21 protein-coding genes are annotated in these 19804 nt (G+C 65.8%); 9 read left to right on the forward strand and 12 right to left on the reverse strand.

Features of this window, described 5'->3' with window-relative positions:
- The first annotated feature begins 17 nt into the window (after positions 1-17).
- Positions 18-980, forward strand: a complete 963-nt coding sequence (locus tag LN047_RS24875) for a LysR family transcriptional regulator (RefSeq protein ID WP_056325137.1) — start codon at positions 18-20, stop codon at positions 978-980.
- A gap of 66 nt (positions 981-1046) precedes the next feature.
- Here the strand turns inward: LN047_RS24875 and LN047_RS24880 are convergent, their stop codons facing one another.
- The 8 genes from LN047_RS24880 to LN047_RS24915 form a co-directional block, all read right to left on the reverse strand.
- On the reverse strand, positions 1047-1970 hold the full coding sequence (locus tag LN047_RS24880; RefSeq protein ID WP_373980496.1) for an amidohydrolase: 924 nt from the start codon (positions 1968-1970) through the stop codon (positions 1047-1049).
- Complete coding sequence (locus LN047_RS24885; protein ID WP_175156120.1) at positions 1967-2578, reverse strand: carboxymuconolactone decarboxylase family protein; 612 nt, start codon at positions 2576-2578, stop codon at positions 1967-1969. Before LN047_RS24885 ends, LN047_RS24880 begins: the two co-directional genes overlap by 4 nt.
- 13 nt (positions 2579-2591) lie before the next feature.
- Positions 2592-3206 carry a glutathione S-transferase family protein gene (locus LN047_RS24890; protein WP_373980497.1) on the reverse strand — a complete coding sequence of 205 codons (615 nt, stop codon included), beginning with the start codon at positions 3204-3206 and terminating at the stop codon, positions 2592-2594.
- Positions 3207-3244: 38 nt separating this feature from the next.
- Positions 3245-3889, reverse strand: coding sequence for a flavin reductase family protein (locus LN047_RS24895; RefSeq protein ID WP_373980498.1), 645 nt, complete (start codon positions 3887-3889; stop codon positions 3245-3247).
- Between the two features lie 19 nt (positions 3890-3908).
- Entirely contained in the window at positions 3909-4874 is a 966-nt protein-coding gene (locus LN047_RS24900) for a tripartite tricarboxylate transporter substrate binding protein (RefSeq protein ID WP_142055961.1), read from the reverse strand.
- A gap of 54 nt (positions 4875-4928) precedes the next feature.
- Positions 4929-5909: a tripartite tricarboxylate transporter substrate binding protein gene (locus LN047_RS24905; protein WP_056325121.1), complete on the reverse strand. Its 981-nt coding sequence runs from the start codon at positions 5907-5909 to the stop codon at positions 4929-4931.
- Positions 5910-6015: 106 nt separating this feature from the next.
- Positions 6016-6534: a thioredoxin family protein gene (locus LN047_RS24910; protein WP_180097745.1), complete on the reverse strand. Its 519-nt coding sequence runs from the start codon at positions 6532-6534 to the stop codon at positions 6016-6018.
- 17 nt (positions 6535-6551) lie between these two features.
- Positions 6552-7238, reverse strand: a complete 687-nt coding sequence (locus tag LN047_RS24915) for a cytochrome c biogenesis CcdA family protein (protein WP_056325945.1) — start codon at positions 7236-7238, stop codon at positions 6552-6554.
- A gap of 173 nt (positions 7239-7411) precedes the next feature.
- Here LN047_RS24915 and LN047_RS24920 point away from each other — a divergent pair, with 173 nt between their 5' ends.
- From LN047_RS24920 to LN047_RS24930, 3 genes are all read left to right on the forward strand, one after another.
- Positions 7412-7543: a hypothetical protein gene (locus LN047_RS24920; RefSeq protein ID WP_255616198.1), complete on the forward strand. Its 132-nt coding sequence runs from the start codon at positions 7412-7414 to the stop codon at positions 7541-7543.
- A gap of 71 nt (positions 7544-7614) precedes the next feature.
- The gene (locus tag LN047_RS24925) at positions 7615-8355 is read left to right on the forward strand and encodes a response regulator (protein ID WP_056325116.1); all 741 of its coding nucleotides are present in this window, start codon (positions 7615-7617) and stop codon (positions 8353-8355) included.
- Positions 8352-9683, forward strand: coding sequence for a sensor histidine kinase (locus LN047_RS24930; RefSeq protein ID WP_373980499.1), 1332 nt, complete (start codon positions 8352-8354; stop codon positions 9681-9683). The genes LN047_RS24925 and LN047_RS24930 overlap by 4 nt, the downstream gene beginning before the upstream one ends.
- Positions 9684-9686: 3 nt before the next feature.
- On the opposite strand, the gene LN047_RS24935 is transcribed toward LN047_RS24930, so the two are convergent.
- Positions 9687-10433, reverse strand: a complete 747-nt coding sequence (locus LN047_RS24935; RefSeq protein WP_373980500.1) for a 5'-methylthioadenosine/adenosylhomocysteine nucleosidase — start codon at positions 10431-10433, stop codon at positions 9687-9689.
- 251 nt (positions 10434-10684) lie between these two features.
- Between LN047_RS24935 and LN047_RS24940 the strand changes: the two genes are divergently transcribed.
- Both LN047_RS24940 and LN047_RS24945 read left to right on the forward strand, forming a co-directional pair.
- Complete coding sequence (locus tag LN047_RS24940; RefSeq protein WP_373980501.1) at positions 10685-11110, forward strand: organic hydroperoxide resistance protein; 426 nt, start codon at positions 10685-10687, stop codon at positions 11108-11110.
- Positions 11111-11426: 316 nt separating this feature from the next.
- Entirely contained in the window at positions 11427-12467 is a 1041-nt protein-coding gene (locus LN047_RS24945) for a DUF2235 domain-containing protein (protein WP_063956817.1), read from the forward strand.
- Positions 12468-12484: 17 nt separating this feature from the next.
- On the opposite strand, the gene LN047_RS24950 is transcribed toward LN047_RS24945, so the two are convergent.
- Positions 12485-13111 carry a T6SS immunity protein Tdi1 domain-containing protein gene (locus LN047_RS24950; RefSeq protein WP_373980502.1) on the reverse strand — a complete coding sequence of 209 codons (627 nt, stop codon included), beginning with the start codon at positions 13109-13111 and terminating at the stop codon, positions 12485-12487.
- Positions 13112-13281: 170 nt separating this feature from the next.
- Here LN047_RS24950 and LN047_RS24955 point away from each other — a divergent pair, with 170 nt between their 5' ends.
- Positions 13282-13824, forward strand: coding sequence for an RNA 2'-phosphotransferase (locus LN047_RS24955; RefSeq protein WP_373980503.1), 543 nt, complete (start codon positions 13282-13284; stop codon positions 13822-13824).
- Between the two features lie 4 nt (positions 13825-13828).
- Here LN047_RS24955 and LN047_RS24960 read toward each other — a convergent pair whose 3' ends face one another.
- Complete coding sequence (locus tag LN047_RS24960; protein WP_373980504.1) at positions 13829-14683, reverse strand: IclR family transcriptional regulator; 855 nt, start codon at positions 14681-14683, stop codon at positions 13829-13831.
- 160 nt (positions 14684-14843) lie between these two features.
- On the opposite strand from LN047_RS24960, the gene LN047_RS24965 reads away from it, so the two are divergent.
- Together LN047_RS24965 and LN047_RS24970 are read left to right on the forward strand one after the other, a co-directional pair.
- Positions 14844-15833, forward strand: a complete 990-nt coding sequence (locus LN047_RS24965; RefSeq protein WP_373980505.1) for a Bug family tripartite tricarboxylate transporter substrate binding protein — start codon at positions 14844-14846, stop codon at positions 15831-15833.
- Between the two features lie 151 nt (positions 15834-15984).
- Positions 15985-18336: a cytochrome P450/oxidoreductase gene (locus tag LN047_RS24970; RefSeq protein WP_373980506.1), complete on the forward strand. Its 2352-nt coding sequence runs from the start codon at positions 15985-15987 to the stop codon at positions 18334-18336.
- A gap of 282 nt (positions 18337-18618) precedes the next feature.
- Here LN047_RS24970 and LN047_RS24975 read toward each other — a convergent pair whose 3' ends face one another.
- Entirely contained in the window at positions 18619-19593 is a 975-nt protein-coding gene (locus tag LN047_RS24975; protein WP_373980507.1) for an IS110 family transposase, read from the reverse strand.
- Positions 19594-19804: the final 211 nt, after the last annotated feature.

A 19804-nucleotide genomic window follows, 5' to 3' on the forward strand; every position in this document is an offset into this window, starting at 1 on the left:
GACCTGCGCCATCGACCATGCCATCCGCAAAAGCCACGGGCCTGAGCCTGGACCTGACCGCCGACCTTCACAAATGGCGCGCCTTCCTGGCCATCGCGGAACTTGGCAGCATCACGCGGGCGGCGCTGTATCTGGACCAGGACCAGTCGGTGCTGAGCCGCCGCATCAATGCGCTGGAACGCGAGTGCAATGCGCGGCTCTTTAACCGCACCGGGCGCGGGGTGAACCTGTCGGAAGTGGGTGAGCGCCTGTTCCCGCTGGTGCAAACGCTGCTGGGCGACGCCGAACGGCTTGAGCTGGAACTGAACGGCGAGGCCCGCGAACCTGCCGGCGAGGTCACGCTGGGCCTGTTGCCATCGACCGCGCACCCGCTTATCCGCCGGCTGTTTTCGCGGCTGCGCCAGCAGTTTCCCAAGGTGCACCTGAAAATCCTGGAAGGATCCAGCGGCCAGATCGAGGAATGGCTGACCGACAGCCGCGTGGACATCGCCATCCTGTACCGCTACGGCGACAAATGCCCGCCCGGCGAGCAAGCGCTAGCGTCCGTGGACTCTTACCTGGTCGGCGCGGCGGGCGACGCGCGCACGCAGGCCGGCGAGGTCACCTTCGATCAACTGGACGGGCTGCCGTTCATCCTGCCCGGCGCGCCCAATGGCCTGCGCAACGCGCTGGACGGCCTGGCGCGGGCGCGCAAGATCACCATCGCGCCCCTGATCGAGGCCGACTCGCTTCCGCTCATGAAGTCCATCGTCGAACACGAGAAGATGTACACCGTGCTGCCCCTGCACGCCGTGTGGCAGGAGGTGCAGGAGGGGCGCTTGAGCATCGCCGCGCTGCGCGACCCCACGATGAGCCGCATCATCTCGATGGCGTTCTCGCGATCGAAGGGGCCCGGACGCACGGTCACGGAAGTTGCCACGCAGATCGAGGCGCTGGTGCGCGAGATCGGCGGCGAAGGCGTCTGGCACGCCAGCCCGTAAGCGGCGTCCACCAGTGGGTTCAGGGTGCGGGTTCAGCGCGGGGGCTCAGCGCGCCCCCGCTTGTATTTATGCAAAGCCGTACAGACGCTCGGGGTTGTCCACCCAGACCTGCCTGCGCAGCGCGTCATTACCCAGCCAATCGTGCGCCAGGTCCACCAGCGCGTCGGCCGACGGCGCCGCCGCCCCCATGCGCACGAAGGGCCAGTCCGATCCCCACAGCACCTGATCCGGATTGGCGGCAGTGAAGGCATCGTGGATGAAGCGCGCGTTTTCATAATCGGGCGCGGCCCCCACCCGGCACACCGTCAGCTTCATCCAGATCCTGCCGTCGGCCAGCAGCCCGCGCAGCAGCTGGAACACCGGATCGGCCTCGCCCCGCGCCGGGACCAGGCTGCCCAGGTGGTCGATGACCAGCGGCAAGTCCAGCTTTGCCAGCTCGGGCAGATGGCGCAAATAGGTATCGCACGGCGCCCACAGCTGCGCGTGCAGGCCAAACTGCTTCATACGCGGCGCAAGCGCCGCGACCTGATCGAATCCCACGCTGCCGGGAAACAGGTTTCCCGCGGGGTCGCGCGCCTCGACGAAGCGCAGGCCGCGCACGCCGCCGTCATGCAAGGCTTGCAGCTGTGCGTCCGTGACGGACGGATCCGCCACCGCGATCCCGCGCAGGCGGCCTGCGCCTTCGCGCAGCGCGTCCAGCAAGGCATCCGGGTTCGTGCCATAGGGCGCCGGCTGCACCAGCACCCCGCGCGATGCGCCCAGCGTGTCCAGCATGCGCAGATAGCGCGACGCCGGCGCATCCGGCGCGGCGTAGGACGAGGGATGCTGCAGGGGAAAACGGTCGTAGGGACCAAAGACATGGCAATGCGTGTCGCACGCGCCCGCCGGCAGGGCTTGGCGCGGCGTCACCGGCATGCGGGGCGTTTCCACGCTGTCCGGCACATAGGCGCGGGCCTGCCCCCCGGCGGCCGGGTGTCCGGCGGCGCTCATGGCTGGCTCCCGGTCAGAGGCGCAAGCCGGCTCAGCACCGGCGCGCCCGCCTGGCGCGGCGTATCCAGCGGCGGCGGCGCGTCGTCGGGCATCGGGATCTCGTGCGCGTTCAGCGTCATGGACACCATCGTGTAGTAGCCGATCACGGCGGTCAGTTCCACCACGCCCACGGCGTCCCAGCGCGCGACGGCCTGCGCATACAGGTCGGGGTCGACCTCACCGGTCTCCTGGATCTGCCGCGCAAACTCGTAGACCACCGCGTCGTCGGGATTGTCGAACACGGGTGTTTCGCGGGCCCGGATCGCGTCCAGCACGGCGTCCGAGATACCGGCGGCGCGCGCCGCCTGCGCATGGATGTGCCATTCGATCTGGCTGTTCCAGCGGCGCGCCGTCACCACAATGGCCAGTTCGCTAACGCGCGGCGCCAGGCTGGTGCCAAAGCGCAGCAACGCGCCCAGCGCCTGCCAGCGCTCGGCCAGTTCCGGGCTGTGCAGCGCGGCGCGCAAGGGGCCGACAAGGCGTCCGCGCGGACCGGAGACGATCTTCTCGTACACGCGCTTCTGGTCGTCGGTCATGGTGTCTGGCGTGGGCAGCGGGATACGGCTCATCTTCGTCCTCTCGTTACGGGGTTTCGTCGGGCTGCGTGCGCATCACGGACGGGCGCTCGGCATAACGCGCGTGCCAGGCCGCCAGCACCGGGTGGCCATCGCGCCAGGCGATATCCGGGAAACGATAGTCCATGTACGACAGCGCGCAGCCGATGGCGATCAGACCCAGGTCGAAGCGGCTTGCCTGCAGCGCGGGCGCTTCGGCTTCCAGCGCGGATAGCACCGCCCGGGTCTTGAGCGCAAAGGCGTCCAGCCACGCGGGCGTCTGCCGCGCCTCGGGCTTGTTGCGTTCCTGGCGGAACAGCAGCAGCGCGTCCAGAAAGCCGTCGCCCAGCGCCTGGCGCCGTTCGGCAGTCAGGCGCGCCTGCGGGTCGGCCGGCAACAGGCCGCAGCCGGTCAGCGCGTCCAGGTAGGCGCAGATCACGCGCGAGTCGTACAGCGGCTGGCCATCGTCCAGCACCAGCGTGGGCAACTTGATGAGCGGATTGTCGGGCACCAGGTCCAGGTTGGGCTTGTCCATCGCGACCGGCGTGCGCACGAGCGTCACGCGGTCCTCGATGCCGGCCTCGTGAATGACGATCATCACCTTGCGCACGAAGGGCGATCGCGGCGACCAATGCAGTTTCATCGACAGGCTCCAAAAGGGTTCAAGGTCTTCTCGGGCATTCAATGCCCCTGCGCAGGCCGCACGGCGGGGTCGTTGGCCGCGTCGGGCGTGCGCATCTGAAAGAGATCGCTGGTGTGCGCGTACCAGCCCGCGCCGTGCATGCGGCCCAGAAGGCGCAGCGCGGGCGTGTCCACGTAGAATCTTTCGGCATTGAGCAAGGCGTCGTCGCGCAGGTACAGCGCCACCACGCGCGCCAGCACGATCACGCGCTGCGGCGCGGCATCCAGCACCTGCCAGACCTCGCACTCCAGCGCCGCGGGACTTTGCGCGATGCGCGGCGGCGCCACGATCAGGGACGGCTCGGTGGACAGGCCGGCGCGCACCAGTTCATCGATGCCGGCGTCGTAATCCAGGCTGGTGTGGTTCATCTGCTCGGCCAGCTCCGCCGACACCAGGTTGATCACGAACTGCCCCGTCTGCAGGATGTTGCGCGAGGTGTCCTTCAACTGGCCGCCGCGCGGGCCGATGCCCAGCGCGACGATGGGCGGATCGCTGCTGACCACGTTAAAGAACGAGAACGGCGCGGCGTTGCGCGCGCCTTGCGGCGACTGGCTGACCACCCAGGCGATGGGCCGCGGCACGACCACGCTGGAAAGCAGCTTGAAGGCGTCGGCCGAGGCCAGTTTGCTGAAATCGAAGTTCATGGCGCGGGAGGGTTCATCGTCATTTGGCCAGCAGCCCCAGCGTGCCGAGCAGCCGCTGCATGTCTGCGCGGTCCTTGCGGACATAAGCGCCGGCGTCCTGGGGCGACAACGCCATCAACGATATCGCCTGATCCTGCATGACGCGGCGGTAGTCGGGATCGTCGTTCACGCGCCGGACGGTATCGCTCAGCGTCTGCACGATGTCCGCGGGGGTGCCAGCGGGCGCGGCCAGGCTGTACCAGGTGGCGGCCTGCGCGCCCGGCACCCCGGCCTCATCCAGCGTCGGCACGTCGGGCAGCAGTGGCGAGCGCTCGCTGGCCGCGTACGCCAGCGGCACCAGCCGGCCCTGTCGGATGAACGGCAGGCTGGCCGACAGGTTCAACATGGCCAGGTCGATCTGTCCGCCCACGGCGTCATTGATCGCCGGCGACGCGCCCGCATAGGGAATGTGATTGAGCTGCACGTGCGCGGCCTGCTGGAACAGTTCGGCGCCCAGGTGCGTGGCGCCGCCCACGCCGGCCGAGCCATAACTGAGCTTGCCGGGCTCGGCCTTGGCGCGGGCGATCAGCGCCTGCACCGTCTTGATGCCGCGCGACGGATTGACGACCAGCATGATGGGCTGCACCGCCACCACCGAACAGAATTCGAACGCCTGGATGCCGTCGTACGTGGTCTTCTGCATCAGCGGCGTCACCACGTGGCCGGCCGACGTGCCGAGCAGCAGCGTGTAGCCGTCAGGCTTGGCGCGGGCCACGAAGCCCGTGCCGATGGACGCGCCCCCGCCCGGCTTGTTCTCGACCACGACGGGCTGGCCCAGCCGCTTTTCCAGGGCGCGCGCCAGGCTGCGCGCCACCACGTCGGCCGGGCCGCCGGCGGCGTAAGGATTGATGAGCGTGATGGGGTGGTCGGGATAAGCCGCCGCGGCCGGCGCGGACAGCGAGACGGCGGACAGCGCGGCCGCCGCCGTCAGCAGGATTCGAAGCATCGAGGGCATGGCAGGTCCTTGCGTGAAAGCGGTGATGGCGAGACGGGCTGGCGCTCAGTCGGCGCGTGCGCCGGAGGCCTCGATGATCCGCGCCCATTTCTGCGTATCGGCGCGGATGCGTTCGGCAAACGCCTCGGGCGTGCTGTAGGTTGTCTGGATGCCGTATCCGGCCATGCGCTCGACCATCTGCGGCGCCAGCATCACGCTTTTGATGTCCGCGTTCAGCCGGTCGATGATCGGGCGCGGCGTGCCCGCAGGCGCCAGCACGCCTGACCACAAGCTGACTTCGAAGGATTCGAAGCCCGGCGACTCCGAGATGGCGGGCACGTCGGGCAACGCCGCCAGACGCTGGCGGCTGGTAACGCCCAACGCCTTGACCTTGCCCTGCTTGACCTGTTCGACAAAGTTGGACGAGGTGTCGATCATCATCGAGATGCGTCCGGCCATGAAGTCGTTGATCGCCCCAGACGTGCCCTTGTACGGGATGTGGCGGATATCCACGCCAGCCGTGGACTTGAACATCTCGCCCGACAGATGGCTGGTGGTACCGCTACCCGAGGAACTGAAGGTCAGCTCGCCCGGCTTTTTGCGGGCCAGCTCCGCAAGCTCCGCGACCGAGTTCACCTGCAGCGCCGGGTTCACCACAAGCAAGTTTGCGGTCAGGTTGGTCATCGCGATCGGCGCAAAGCTCTTCTGCGGGTCGTAGCGCAGCTTGGCGTACAGCGTGGGGTTGATCGTCAGCACCCCCATGGTCGAGTACAGCAAGGTGTAGCCATCCGGCGCGGCGTTGGCCACCGCCTCGGCGCCAATCGCACCGCCGGCGCCGCCCCGGTTCTCCACCACGACGGATTGGCCCAGTTTTTCGCCCAGCCCCTGCGCCAGGGCGCGGGCCATCAGGTCGGTGGCCCCGCCCGCCGGAAACGGAACGACCAGCCGCACGGGCCGGTCGGGATAGGTGGACGCGGCCCCCGCCGCGGAAATCAGCCCCATGCCAAGGCAAAGCCCGGCCGCGGTCAGCGCACTTGCGATTTTCATGCTGTCTCCAAACTTCGTTCTTGTGTTTGCAGCATGGTAGGCGCGGGACCGGGCCGGGGCTATGCGCGGGATCGCATATCTGGTTTGCGCGGGGTCTGGCCCCGGCTCAGCCGGGTTGGGCCAGCAGCCGCTGGATCTCGGCCTCGGTTTCCTTGTACCGGCCCTCGCCGAAGTGGGTGTAGACCACCTTGCCCTGCTTATCGATCAGGTAGGCCGCGGGCCAGTACTGGTTGCGATAGGCGGTCCAGGTGGCGTAGCGGTTGTCCTGCGCCACCGGATAGGTGATGCCGAAGCGTTGCAGTGCCTTTTCGACATTGGGCGTGGACCGCTCGAACGGAAACTCCGGCGTGTGCACGCCCACGACGACCAGGCCCTGGTCCTTGTACTTCTGGTGCCAGCTCGTGACGTACGGCAGCGTGCGGATGCAGTTGATGCAGGTGTACGTCCAGAAATCCACCAGCACGACCTTGCCGCGCAGCGATTCCATGGTCAGCGGCTCGCTGTTGAGCCATTTTTCGATTCCCGTGAATTCCGGGGCCTGCGCCGGCGCGGCCTGCGCGGCGCCTTGCATAAGAGAGGCGGCAATCAGCGCGCCCAGGGCAATCTTCTTGAACGTGGCAAACATGGCGAACTCCTTGAAGGTCAGGCGAAGAGGTTGGTGATCCAGGCGTAGGCCAGGACGTCGTACTGGAAGTAGATGGCGATGGCGGTCAGGACCAGCAGCACGCCGAAGCCTTGCTGCAACCGGTGCGTGTAGCGCGACAGGCCGCGCACGCGGGTGGCGATGGCCTGCCCGCCGTAGGCGATCACCAGCATGGGCACGCCCGCGCCGATGGCGAACACCAGCAGCAACGTGCTGGACTGCACCAGGTCCTGCGCCTTGGCCGCCAGCACCAGAATGGAAGCCAGCACCGGGCCGGCGCAGGGCGTCCATACGGCGCCCAGGGACAGGCCCAGCACGAAGCCGCCCGCATTGCCGCTGCCCGTGCCGCCCGCCGCGGACAGGCGCTGCAGCGGGCCGCCGATGCGGGCGATCAGGCGGTCGTAAGGGCCGGGCCAGATCCGCGCCAGGCCGAACAGCGCCAACAGGACGATCGAGGTCGAGCGCACGGCCTCGTGCACGTGTTCATTCAGGTTGGAAATCAGGCTGAGCGCGATGCCCAGGCCCGCAAAGGCCAGCACGAAGCCGGACACGACAAACAAGGGACGCAGGCGGCCGGACCGTTCCAGCGAGGTGCCCAGCAGCACGGGCAACAGAGGCAGCACGCAGGGCGACGCAATGGTCAGCATGCCGGCAAGCAACGCGATGGGAGTATTGATGAGGTCCATGGGGGTCGTCCTTGGGAAAGTGACCCCATTGCACCCGCCGCACGTATCCGGCTTGTGCCGGATGGGCGGATTTTTTCAAGCGCGTGTATCCGCCGCCCGGGCGTATACAGTACGACACACTCCGCGAGCGGCCCGGCGCTATAACCCGTTCACACCCCGCACCGGAGCCCCTCATGAAACGCCTGCTTGCCGTCCTGCTGCTGCTCTTTGGCGGCTTTACCGCCGAGGCCGCCAAGCCCTTCCAATGCCAGCTCATTTCCAACAGCCGTCCGCGCCGCGATCCCCTGCCCCCGGGCGAACGCTAGGCCGATAGAATTCCTGAACCCCGCCGGCGCGCAGCGCGCGCCGCCCTCACCCACCAAGAAGGCATCCGCAAATGGACCACACAGACCACGTCATGATCGTGGACGACGACCGGGAGATTCGCGAACTGGCGGGCGGCTTTCTGCGCAAGAACGGCCTGACGGTCACGCTGGCGGCCGACGGGCGGCAGATGCGGTCGCTGCTGGACAGCCTGACGGTCGACCTGATCGTGCTGGACATCATGATGCCCGGCGACGACGGCCTGGTGCTGTGCCGCGAACTGCGCAGCGGCAAGCATCGCCGCATTCCGATCCTGATGCTGACGGCGCGCAGCGACGACATGGACCGCGTGCTGGGTCTGGAGATGGGCGCGGACGACTACCTGGTCAAGCCCTTCGTGGCGCGCGAGCTTCTGGCGCGCATCAAGGCCATCCTGCGCCGCACCCGGATGCTGCCGCCCAACTTCCAGGTGACCGAGCCGGGCCGCGAGATCGCCTTCGGCGACTGGCGGCTGGACACCACGGCGCGCCATCTGCTGGACGCCGACGGCACCATCGTGGCGCTCAGCGGCGCGGAATACCGGCTGCTGCGCGTCTTCCTGGACCACCCCCAGCGCGTGCTGAACCGCGACCAGCTGCTGAACCTGACGCAGGGCCGCGACGCCGACTTCTTCGGGCGCTCGATCGACCTCCTGGTCAGCCGCCTGCGCCAGCGCCTGCGTGAAGACGCCCGCGAACCCCGGTACATCAAGACCGTGCGCAGCGAAGGCTACGTGTTTTCCGCCGCTGTCGAAGTCTCGGAAGGCGAACCATGACCGGCACGTCCCCGCGCCGCCAAGCCTGGCCCCGCACGCTTGTCGTGCGGCTGTTCCTGATCTTTGTCGCCGGGCTTGTCCTGGCCTACGGGCTGTCGTTCGCCTCGCTGTTCTACGAGCGCTACAGCGCCACCCGCAACATGATGCTGGGCGACCTGGAGCGCGACGTCGCCATCGCCATGGACATCCTGGACCGCCTGCCCGCCGCCGAGCGCCGGGCGTGGCTGCCGCGCCTGTCCAGCAACAACCGGCAGTACCTGCTGGGCGACGGCAAGGCCGACCAGCCGCTCTCGCTGGATGCCGCGCGCACCGCCGCGCAGTCGATCGAGGCCGCGCTCGGCCCCGCACGCCCCGTCACCGTCCGCGCGATGGCCGACGACCCCCGCCACATCCAGGCGCGTGTGGTGCTGACCGACGGACAGCCCGCCATCCTGGACATCGAACTGTCACGGATGCAACCGGCGCCGTGGCTCTTCGGCGTGCTGGCCGTGCAACTGCTGCTGCTGGCCGGCTGCGCCTGGCTGGCGGTGCGTCTGGCCGTGCGGCCGCTGACGCGCCTGGCGCGCGCCGCCGAGGAACTGGACCCCGACCAGAAAAGCCCGCTGCTCGACGAAGCCGGCCCCGCCGAGGTTGCCCACGCCGCCGTCGCCTTCAACGCCATGCAGGACCGCATCGCGGCGCATCTGGCCGAACGCATGCAGATGCTGGGCGCCATCTCGCACGACCTGCAGACGCCCATCACCCGCATGAAATTGCGCACCGAATTCATGGACCCGTCCACCGACCGCGACAAGCTGGCGCAGGACCTGAACGAAGTCGAGCGGCTGGTCCGTGAAGGCATCGACTACGCCCGCAGCGCGCACGGCAAGACCGAGCAGCCTGCCCGCATCGATCTGAACGCTTTTTTGGATAGCCTGGTCTGCGATTACCAGGACACGGGCAAGGCCGTGACGCTTCTGAGCGACACCGTCCCGCCTTTGATGACGCGCCCGCATGCGCTGCGGCGCATCCTGGGCAATCTCATCGACAATGCGCTCAAGTTCGCGGGCGCGGCCGAGGTGCGCGTGGTCGCGCGGGACGACGCCACCCTGTCCATCCTTGTGCTGGATCGCGGCCCGGGCATCCCGGCGGCGGAGCTGGACGCCGTGCTGCAACCCTTTTACCGCCTGGAAAGCTCCCGCAACCGGGACACGGGCGGCACCGGGCTGGGGCTGGCCATCGCGCACCAGTTGGCGCAGGCGCTTGGCGGCACGCTGATCCTGTCGAACCGCGATGGCGGCGGCCTGTCGGCCGAAGTGCGCATCGCGCCGCTGCCTTCCAAGGATTGACGGTCAGGCGTCGCGCAGCGCGCCCGATTGCAGCAGCGGCTTCAGGATGCCGGCGGTGTACAGCCGCGCCAGATTCACCAGAAAGTCCGTGAAATCCGTCTTCGCCGTGTGATCGGCGCTGTCGGAAATCACGCGCATCACGGCAAACGGCACGCCGAACTCGTGGCACACCTGCGCCATCGCCGCGCCTTCCATCTCCAGGCACAGGGCATCGGGCAGACGCTCGCGCAGCGTGTGCGCCAGGGCGTTGTCGTTCACGAAAATGTCGCCCGTCGCAATCAGGCCATGATGGACGCGCGGCGTGGCGCTTGCGGCCGGCAGGCCGCCCTTGCCCGCAAAGTCGCGGGCGCTGTCCAGCAGCAGCGCGCTCAGGGCGGCATCGGTATCGAAGCGTTCGCGTCCCAACAGCGGGATTTCATGGCGGCCGAACAAGGGACGCGCGTCCATGTCGTGCTGCATCAAAGCGTCGGCCACGACCACGTCGCCCACGCGCACCTGCGGATGCAGGCCGCCCGCCAGGCCCGTGAAGAGCACGCGGCTCACGCCAAATTCCTGGATGACGATGGACGCCGTCGCCGCCGCGGCCACCTTGCCGATGCGGCTGAGCGCGATGACGCACGGCGTGCCCCACAGCGTGCCCACCTGAAAATCGCGCATGGCGATGCGGCGCGTTTGCGCGCCGGGGTCCATGGCCGCCAGCAGGTCGGCGATCTCTTCGTGCAGCGCGCCCAGAATGGCGAGACGTCCCATGTGTGGTGTTTCCGTGATCGTTGCTTGATCGTTGCGTAATGCGGCCCGTGCCGCCAGCGCGCAACATACTCCAATGCCGCCTTGCCCGCCAATGACGGGGCTTCGTATCGCAGCGTATCGGCAGGGCGCCTGGATACGCGGTAACGCGGGCCCGCCCTGCCGGCGACACATGACCGATACAGCCGCTTGATGCAATGCAGGCTCCCAACCCCAAGGATGCGGCCACGCCGCGCCCCTATTTCGGAGTCATCATGGCAAAGCCCCTTGAGCAGATCCTCTACACCGCCCACACTCACACCACCGTCGGCCGCGAAGGCGCCGGACGCAGCAGCGACGGCGCGCTGGACGTGACCCTGAGCACGCCCGGGTCCGGCAAACCCGGCACCAATCCCGAGCAGCTCTTCGGCGTGGGCTATTCCGCCTGCTTCATGGGCGCCATCAAGCGCGCCGGCGCTACCCACGGCATCACCGTGCCGCGCGACATCGCCATCGACGCCAGCGTGGCGCTGGGCAAAGTCGACAATGGCGCCCATTTCGCGCTGGGCGTCACGCTGGCCGTCTCGCTGCCGGGGCTGTCTGGCGAACAGAAGCAATTGCTTGTGGAATCGGCGCATCAGCTTTGCCCCTATTCGCGCGCGATTCGCGGCAACATCGACGTGCAGTTCCAGATCGTCTGACCCGGTTTCAAGTGCCCTGGATAGGCGGCCTGCGGGCCGCTTTTTTGCACGGATCGGATACCAACCTTTCCCGTCCTGGATTGCTACTGATGCGTTAGTGACGGCGTACTCCAGCAATCGGCGGATCGGCTGTTTTCCCGTGCAATTCAGGATGACGTCCGGCTCGGGCTAGGCAAAAAGGTGGTGTACGGACATGCAGCAGGGAAACCCCGCGCCCTGCTGCGATCGCCGCGCATGCTAGCTTGCCTCACGCAGGCGTTGTCCCGGCCAGCGGCATAGGTATCGCAAGCCTTTATCTGTGTGTAGGGAGACGATCATGGTCAAGAAGAACCTCGCCGTTTTCTTCGACGGCACGTGGAACGAACCCAACGACCGCACCAACGTCTACGAGCTCTACAAAGCCGCGCCCGAGACCAGCACGCAGGAGACGCTCTACATCGAGGGCGTGGGCACGCAGGGCCAGGGCCTGTGGGCAGCCATCGACAAATTCATGGGCGGCGCGTTCGGCGCAGGTCTGTCGGCCAACATCCGGCAGGGCTACCGGTGGCTCTGCCAGCGTCACCAGCCCGGCGACCGCATCTTTCTTTTCGGCTTCAGCCGCGGCGCCTACTCCGCACGCAGCCTCGCGGGCATGGTGCGCAAATGCGGCCTGCTCAACGAAGCCACCGAGGCTAACGTGTCCGAGGCCTACGCGCTGTACCGCGACGACTGCACCCCGTCATCCCTGGAAGCCGCCGCCTTCCGCGACCGCTTCTCGCGCGACACCGACCTGCACTTCGTCGGCGTCTGGGACACCGTCGGCAGCCTGGGCATCCCCGTGGGCGGCATCTCGTTTCCCGGCTTTTCCAGCTTCTACAACTTTCACGACACGGAACTCAGCAACCACGTCCTGAACGCGTACCACGCCATCGCCACCAACGAATACCGCGAGCCGTACTTCCCCACACTCTGGACCCGCCGCGCGGGCTCGCCGCCACGCCCCGCAAACCTGCCCGTCGAGCAACGCTGGTTCATCGGCGCGCATTCCGACGTGGGTGGCGGATATCAGGATGGCAGCCTGCAGACGCTACCGGCGTCGTGGCTACAGGAAAAGGCGCGGCAGGCGGGGTTGGAGGCGGGCACGGTGCAGCGGATCTCGACGGATTACGAACAGTGCGAACCGCATGATTCGTATAAGGAATTCACGGAGAAGGTGCCGATTCCGGTGAAGCGGCGGCCGCGGGTTTGGGATAAGGAAACGGTCCTGAATCTGACGATCGATGATCGGCTGGTCAGGCGGTTCGAGCGCAATCAGGCGTTTCTGAAGGAGTATCCGGATTTCCGGGATGCGTTGGGGAAGTTGGAGGTGGGGAGGTAGGGTTCCCACCTCTGGAGTTACTCCGACTCTTTTAGGATGACATTTCCGATAGAAGTGCCAATAGGCAAATCTCGCACACGCTCGATAAGCTGCGAGGATAAGCCCCAATAAACTTCAAGGTCCACCACTTCCAGATTGGAAACCTCATCCTCACCGCCCAAAAATAGGGGCCGTTTATATCCTATGCACTGATCGATTTTTGGGGCGGGCCCGCCGTTCGCGACCCACATTCCGAAAAAGCTCTCCGCTAGAGCAGCTTCTGAACGGTTGAGCAAGACGTCATTGTGAAAAGAGACAATGTTTCCCGGGACTTCGAACGAATCACCGGTCCCGGGTTCAAACAACACCACCCCGGGCAACCCAAGTTCTTTTCGACGAACATCAAGCGCAAAAATTCGTCCCAACCAATCGACGCCAAAACAATTTATTTGTCCAGCATAGCTAGGGAACGCCGTCGTCACGTAGCCGTCCCACACCGAAATCGAATCCTCGTCGAAGGCTCGGTATATTCCGTTATTGAACGACACTCCCCCATATCGACTGAAAAACTCCTTCAATTCGGAGTAGTCAACGATTCCAGCCCCCTGCCCCTCCAAAGGTTTCGGACTGTCGGCATGAAAGACGGAATCAAAAGCGCTGAACATTTACCTATCCTTAAGAATTAACTCTTCGATCAAGGCCTCTGAAGGAAGCGTTTGATCCAATGATGAATCCGCGAGGTTTAGACTTGGGTTCATACAGGAATGGAGAGGGGAGAATATATCTTATCCACGCGCCAGCCGGACTACTTGACAGGTGAGGCACGCACAAAAAAATGAGCAAACAACACGGGGAAGTGAGCAAATTCTTGAGTTATGTACTGCGCCATGAACCCCAGGCGATCGGTTTGACCTTGGATCTTGAAGGGTGGGCAGACATTGATTCACTCATTGCTTGCGCGCAGCAATCGGGCCGCTCGCTCGATGTCGCCCTGATCCGGAATATTGTCGACAGCAACGACAAGAAGCGTTTCGCGCTGTCTGAAGATGGCCGGCGAATTCGCGCTGTGCAGGGGCATTCAACCGATACTGTCGCCCTACAACACGAGCCCCTGCAGCCGCCGGAGTTTCTTCATCACGGTACGGCCGCGCGCTTTTTGGATTCGATCATGGCGCAAGGCCTGCGTCCGGGCGAACGCCACCATGTCCATCTGTCGGCAGATATTTCGACAGCAACCGCGGTCGGGAAGCGCTACGGCACACCGGTAGTTTTAAGAATCGACGCCTTACGGATGCACCGGCAGGGATTCGTATTCTTTCAGGCGGACATCGGGGTTTGGCTAACGGAACGCGTGCCCGCCGAGTTCCTGTCGGCTTGAGAGCTCAACCCGCCACGTACCCCAACGCCACACTGGCCGCCAGCGCCTCGCGCTTTACCGCGGCCACCACCGCCCCGCTCTCGGAAACGTCAAAACCGCCGGTCGCGCCCAGCGCCGTCAATACCGCGCAGACCCGGCCGGTATGGTCATACAGCGGCGCCGAGACGGCGCTGATGCCGCGCAAGTTCGTGTCCTTCACCGTGGCGCACCCCAGCGCCCGCACGTCTCGACGCAAGACGCCGATGGGATCGTCGCGATCCAGCAGCGCTCGCTGCTCGGAAGGCGCGCCGGCCAATTCAGCCTCAGCCAGCGCCCGCACGGGCGCCTCGTCCAGCAAGCCAAGAAATGCGCGCCCCGTCGCCGACCACAGCATCGACAGCACCGACCCCACGCGTACGTTCACGGTGACCGGCAAGCCGGGTTCCTCAAACCGCACGATGGTCGGACCTTTGTTGCCCATGACGGCGATGAAGCACGTGACGGCCAGGCTTTCGCGCAGGCGAACGAGCGCGGGTTCGCCGATGCGTAGCGGGTCGGCCTGGCGCATGGCGGCTACCCCTACATAAAGCGCTTCGAGGCCCAGGTGATATTGCTGCGTCGCCACTTCCTGGTCGACCAGGCCCTCGGCGATGAGGCTCATCAGGTAGCGGTGCACCTTGGCCGGGCTTTCGCCGACGTGGGCGGCCAGCGCCGTGAGGCTGGCGCGGCCGCCCAGGCGGGCAAGCCCTTTCAGGACGGACATACCGGTTTCCGCGGCCTGGACCCGCCGCCGGCGTTCGCGAGGCCGGACGGCCGGGGCTTCGGCGGATTCAAGATCAGACGCTAGGTCGGATTCGGGCGGCAAGGCGGCTTTGCTCATGGGGAATACGGCTCCGTAACAGCGGGCTCGCCGGCAACCGAGGGACCGAAAGCCTGGAGCGGCACTAAGGTTAACCCTTCTTCAAAAATTACGCATTGCGTATATGCTTTACGCAAATAAGGAATGCACTTTTGACATTCCACAACGAGGAGACTTGTCCATGCGCAGTGTTAAACACCACATCCTGGCCGGCCTGATGGCCCTGCCCCTCTTGGCTTGTGCCAGCGCGTCCGCGCAGCAGGCGGCTGCCGATTACCCGTCCAAGCCCGTGCGCTGGATCGTGCCGTATGCCGCCGGCGGCGGGTCGGACTTCCTGGCGCGCAGCATCGGGCAAGGCCTGACCGGACGCCTGGGCCAGCCGGTGGTGATCGAGAACAAGCCGGGCGGCAACACGGCAATCGCGGCGTCGGAAACGGCGCGCGCGCCGGCCGACGGCTACACGATGTTGTCCGCCGACAACGGCACGCTGGTGTTCAACCCCGCCCTCTACAAGAAGCTGTCGTATGACCCGGCGAAGGATCTGGCGCCGGTCACGCTGATGGGACGGTTCCCGATGATCCTGGTGGTCGGTCCGGCCATGAAGGTCAACTCGGCCAAGGAGTTCCTGGCCGAAGCCAAGGGGCGCAAGGAAGGCCTGGATTACGCCTCGGCCGGCGCCGGCAGCCCGCACCACCTGGCGATGGAATTGCTGAAGGTCGAGGCCGGCCTGACGATGACCCACGTGCCGTACCGTGGCGCCTCGCCAGCCCTGGCGGATGTCGCCGGCGGTCAGGTGCCCGCGATGATGGTGGACCTGGCCGCCGGCGCCGGCTTCATCAACGGCGGCAAGGTCAAGGCGCTGGCAGTCGCCAATCCGACGCGCCTGCCGCAATTGCCCGACGTGCCGACGTTCGCCGAGATCGGCCTGAAGAACGTGGAAGCCGCCGCGCAGGTCGGCGTGGTGGTGCCGGCCGCTACCCCCAAGCCGGTGATCGACGCCCTGAACAAGCAGGTGGTCGCGACCATCAATGACCCGGCCACACGCCAGCGCCTGGTGGAGTTCGGCATCGAGCCGATCGGAAACACGCCCGAGCAGTACGCCGAGATGCTGACGGCCGAACGGGCCCGCTGGCAGAAGCTGATCAAAGATCTGGGCATCACGCTGGATTGAGCATTACGCGGGGATGAGGGTCATGCCGGCCTAGGCATCACGCTCGACCGCATCACGTTGAACCCCGCATCACCGGCCCGCCGCATCCAAAGCCGCAAGCATGTGCCGCACCCCGCGGCGGGCCCGCAAGACGAACACACGGAACGACCTCATGAACCAAGCATCCGCCACGCCGCGCCCCTCGGGCTGTCCCATCGATCACGCTGCGCTGTCCGCCGCGCAAAGCCCGACGGGCTGCCCGGTCAGCCCGCGCGCCGCCGCGTTCGACCCCTTTGGCGACGGCTACCAGCAGGATCCGCCCGAATACGTGCGCTGGGCGCGTGAGCAGGAGCCGGTGTTCTACAGCCCGCAGTTGGGCTACTGGGTCGTGACGCGCTACGACGACATCAAGGCGATCTTCCGCGACAACATCACCTTCAGCCCGTCGATCGCGCTGGAGAAGATCACGCCGACGGGGCCGGAGGCCAACGCGGTGCTGGCCTCGTACGGCTACGCCATGAACCGCACGCTGGTGAACGAGGACGAGCCCGCGCACATGCCGCGCCGACGCGTGCTGATGGACCCGTTCACGCCCGAGGAATTGAAGCATCACGAACCCATGGTGCGTCGCCTGACGCGCGAATACGTGGACCGCTTTATCGACGACGGGCGCGCCGATCTCGTCGATCAGATGCTGTGGGAAGTGCCGCTGACCGTGGCGCTGCACTTTCTGGGCGTGCCCGAAGAGGACATGGACCTGCTGCGGCAATATTCCATCGCACACACCGTGAACACCTGGGGCCGTCCCAAGCCCGAGGAGCAGGTCGCCGTCGCGCATGCGGTGGGCAATTTCTGGCAGCTGGCCGGCAAGATCCTGGACAAGATGCGGCAGGACCCGTCGGGTCCCGGGTGGATGCAATACGGCTTGCGCAAGCAGCAGACGCACCCGGAGGTGGTCACCGATTCGTACCTGCATTCGATGATGATGGCCGGCATCGTGGCGGCGCACGAGACCACGGCCAATGCGTCGGCCAATGCCATCAAGCTGCTGTTGCAGCATCCGCAGGCCTGGCGCGAGATCTGCGAGGATCCGAACCTGATCCCCAATGCGGTCGAGGAATGCCTGCGTCACAACGGATCGGTCGCCGCGTGGCGCCGCCTGGCCACGCGCGACGTGGAGATCGCGGGCGTGGCGATTCCGGCCGGGTCGAAACTGCTGATCGTGACCTCGTCGGCCAACCATGACGAAGGCCAGTTCGAAGACGCCGACCTCTTTGACATCCGCCGCGAAAACGCCAGCGATCAGCTCACGTTCGGTTATGGCTCGCATCAGTGCATGGGCAAGAACCTGGCGCGGATGGAGATGCAGATCTTTCTGGAAGAACTGACGCGGCGGCTGCCGCATCTGAAGCTGGCAGAACAGTCCTTCACCTATGTGCCCAACACCTCCTTCCGCGGGCCGGAGCACCTGTGGGTGGAATGGGATCCGGCGCAGAACCCGGAGCGCGCGAACCCGTCCCTGCTGGAAAGCAAGCATCCCGTGCGCATCGGCGAGCCTTCATCGCACGCCATCACCCGGCCCGTGGTGGTGCAAAGCGCAGCGCAGGCCGCGGACGGCATCCTGCGGCTGCGTCTCGTGTCACCCGACGGCAAGCCCCTGCCCCGCTGGTCGCCCGGATCGCATATCGACGTGGAATGCGGCGACACCGGCCTGTCGCGCCAATATTCGCTGTGCGGTGACCCGACCGAGACCGGCGTGTTCGAAATTGCCGTGCTGCGCGAGGCGGATGGCCGTGGCGGCTCGGCCTGGATGCACGCGAACGCCACGCCCGGCGCGCGCCTGCGCATCCGTGGCCCGCGCAATCACTTCCGAATGGACGAGTCGGCTTCCAAGCTCATTCTGATCGCGGGCGGCATCGGCATCACGCCGATCAGCGCGATGGCGCGGCGTGCGCGTGAACTGGGGCTGGACTATGAATTGCATTACAGCGGGCGATCGCGCGGCTGCATGGCGCTGGCGGACGAACTGGCGGCGCTGCACGGTGACCGGCTGCACCTGCACGTCAAGGACGAAGGAAGCCGCGCCGATTATGCGGCCCTGCTTGCCGAACCGCGCGCGGGCGCACAGGTGTATGCGTGCGGTCCGCAGGGCCTGCTGGACGCGCTGGCGGGATGCTGCGCAGCTTGGCCGGAAGATGCGCTGCGGGTGGAGCATTTCCATTCCACGCTCGGGACGTTGGATCCGTCGAAGGAACAGGCGTTTGAGGCGGTGCTGAAAGATTCGGGCATCGTCATCACTGTGCCCGCGGACCAGACACTGTTGACGGCATTGCGTGGCGCCAACATCGATGTGCAGAGCGATTGCGAGGAAGGGCTGTGCGGGTCGTGCGAGGTACGCGTGCTGGAAGGCGACATCGACCACCGCGACGTCGTGCTGACGCGGGCGGAACGCGAGGCGAATAACAAGATGATGGCGTGCTGCTCGCGGTCTTGCGGGGGGAAGAAGGTGGTGTTGGAGCTGTAGGCGGCTGCGGGGGCTGATGCCGGTGTCAGACACCCGGGTGAAACCATGCCGGGTTTGCACGGCAGCCCAAGGGTGTCAGACACCTCGTGATGCACGTGCGCCATGGCTAACTCCTCGGCCTGCTGTCGAGAAATAAGCATCACCGCGGTAGACCAACCCTCAATTGAGATACCGTCTTGACCGTCAAGCGTAGTCAGGCCGATACGGTGCCCGAGTTTTAAGCACGCCGAAGCAAAGATGCACCCGCTTTCTGATACAGATACCGTCTTGACCGTCAAGCGTTCAGGCGTAGTCGGACCGATACGGTGTCCGAGTTTTAAGCACGCCGAAGCATAGATGCACCAGCTTTCTCATGGCCGCGCCTAGCGCGGCCATTTTGCTCTTTCCAGCTGCTAAGAGCCGCGCGTAAAGCGCACCAACGTGTGGGTTGAAGCGCTTGCTGACGATAGCGGCCATGTAGAGGGTGGCACGTACCGTGCTGGGACCCGTTTTAGATAGCCGCGGCCGGCTGTTCAGACTGGTGCCGGACTGGCGTTGCACCGGCACCACCCCCAGGTAGGAGGCCAAGCCCTCGGCTGACTCGATAGGTCGGTTATGCATGATCGACAGGATCGAGTTCCCCGCTCGATCCCCGATGCCGGGGATGCTGGTCAGCAGTTCCCGATCCTCCTTCAGGTCCGGGTGGCGGTCGATGTGGTCATTGATCGCATGATCCAGGCGTTTGATCTCTTCGCGCAGGAACGCGATCGTTTTGGCGATGGATCCCTCGACCAGCACGGGTGGATCACTGAACTGCGTCTTCTCCTGGCGATTGAGTTCGCGCTGCAGATCCTTGGCCAGCGCGTCGCGCCGAGCCAACAAGGCCCGTAGTTGACGGGCATGCAGCGGCGCGGGGCGCCACAGCCCAGGCTTGAGCGCCTGACCGTAGCGGGCCAGCACGTAGCTATCGATCCCATCGGTTTTGGAGCGCACCGCCAGCGCACCGGCGAAGTCGCGCACCTGGGCAGGGTTGACCAACGAGACACTGACCGAAGCGTCATGCAGGGCCGTAGCAGCCTGCTCATGGTATTGCCCTGTGGGCTCGAGCACGGCATGCAACTGCGCCGGCTCGGCTCCCTGCTTGGCGCACCACTGCAGCAGCGTCTGCACGCCCGCTATCGAGTTGGGTACGACCTTGGTCTTGCGTTTGTTGGCATCGCTGCCAAGCAGCGCGCAATCCAGCTTCGCCTTAGAAACGTCAATTCCGAGAAAAAACATAAACCTAAGCTCCCTTGCCAATACCAAAGAAGCCCGCTGCGCCCACTTGCCTTGTACATACAGGGTCCAATGCCCTAGGCTACCGTCCAGTGTCCAGCCGGCTCAGAGGTGCGGAACCGAGGCGTAATCTGAACCACAAAGTCCAAGCTCTAGGTGTCTGAACACGCTCATCGGTCCGCTTGTAGCGATAGCTAATCACTACAGTGGCCAA

The organism is Achromobacter sp. JD417 (assembly GCF_041879325.1).
In the GTDB taxonomy this organism is placed as follows: domain Bacteria; phylum Pseudomonadota; class Gammaproteobacteria; order Burkholderiales; family Burkholderiaceae_B; genus Achromobacter; species Achromobacter mucicolens.

Excerpts from the sequence above, each read along its gene's own strand:
- LN047_RS24945 (WP_063956817.1), top strand. The coding sequence starts at position 11,427 with ATGGTCAAGAAGAACCTCGCCGTTTTCTTCGACGGCACGTGGAACGAA.
- LN047_RS24935 (WP_373980500.1), bottom strand. The coding sequence starts at position 10,433 with ATGGGACGTCTCGCCATTCTGGGCGCGCTGCACGAAGAGATCGCCGAC.
- LN047_RS24955 (WP_373980503.1), top strand. The coding sequence starts at position 13,282 with ATGAGCAAACAACACGGGGAAGTGAGCAAATTCTTGAGTTATGTACTG.
- LN047_RS24975 (WP_373980507.1), bottom strand. The coding sequence starts at position 19,593 with ATGTTTTTTCTCGGAATTGACGTTTCTAAGGCGAAGCTGGATTGCGCG.
- LN047_RS24930 (WP_373980499.1), top strand. The coding sequence starts at position 8,352 with ATGACCGGCACGTCCCCGCGCCGCCAAGCCTGGCCCCGCACGCTTGTC.
- LN047_RS24905 (WP_056325121.1), bottom strand. The coding sequence starts at position 5,909 with ATGAAAATCGCAAGTGCGCTGACCGCGGCCGGGCTTTGCCTTGGCATG.
- LN047_RS24940 (WP_373980501.1), top strand. The coding sequence starts at position 10,685 with ATGGCAAAGCCCCTTGAGCAGATCCTCTACACCGCCCACACTCACACC.
- LN047_RS24960 (WP_373980504.1), bottom strand. The coding sequence starts at position 14,683 with ATGAGCAAAGCCGCCTTGCCGCCCGAATCCGACCTAGCGTCTGATCTT.
- LN047_RS24890 (WP_373980497.1), bottom strand. The coding sequence starts at position 3,206 with ATGAAACTGCATTGGTCGCCGCGATCGCCCTTCGTGCGCAAGGTGATG.
- LN047_RS24950 (WP_373980502.1), bottom strand. The coding sequence starts at position 13,111 with ATGTTCAGCGCTTTTGATTCCGTCTTTCATGCCGACAGTCCGAAACCT.
- LN047_RS24965 (WP_373980505.1), top strand. The coding sequence starts at position 14,844 with ATGCGCAGTGTTAAACACCACATCCTGGCCGGCCTGATGGCCCTGCCC.
- LN047_RS24915 (WP_056325945.1), bottom strand. The coding sequence starts at position 7,238 with ATGGACCTCATCAATACTCCCATCGCGTTGCTTGCCGGCATGCTGACC.
- LN047_RS24875 (WP_056325137.1), top strand. The coding sequence starts at position 18 with ATGCCATCCGCAAAAGCCACGGGCCTGAGCCTGGACCTGACCGCCGAC.
- LN047_RS24970 (WP_373980506.1), top strand. The coding sequence starts at position 15,985 with ATGAACCAAGCATCCGCCACGCCGCGCCCCTCGGGCTGTCCCATCGAT.
- LN047_RS24910 (WP_180097745.1), bottom strand. The coding sequence starts at position 6,534 with ATGTTTGCCACGTTCAAGAAGATTGCCCTGGGCGCGCTGATTGCCGCC.
- LN047_RS24925 (WP_056325116.1), top strand. The coding sequence starts at position 7,615 with ATGGACCACACAGACCACGTCATGATCGTGGACGACGACCGGGAGATT.
- LN047_RS24880 (WP_373980496.1), bottom strand. The coding sequence starts at position 1,970 with ATGAGCGCCGCCGGACACCCGGCCGCCGGGGGGCAGGCCCGCGCCTAT.
- LN047_RS24920 (WP_255616198.1), top strand. The coding sequence starts at position 7,412 with ATGAAACGCCTGCTTGCCGTCCTGCTGCTGCTCTTTGGCGGCTTTACC.
- LN047_RS24895 (WP_373980498.1), bottom strand. The coding sequence starts at position 3,889 with ATGAACTTCGATTTCAGCAAACTGGCCTCGGCCGACGCCTTCAAGCTG.
- LN047_RS24900 (WP_142055961.1), bottom strand. The coding sequence starts at position 4,874 with ATGCTTCGAATCCTGCTGACGGCGGCGGCCGCGCTGTCCGCCGTCTCG.
- LN047_RS24885 (WP_175156120.1), bottom strand. The coding sequence starts at position 2,578 with ATGAGCCGTATCCCGCTGCCCACGCCAGACACCATGACCGACGACCAG.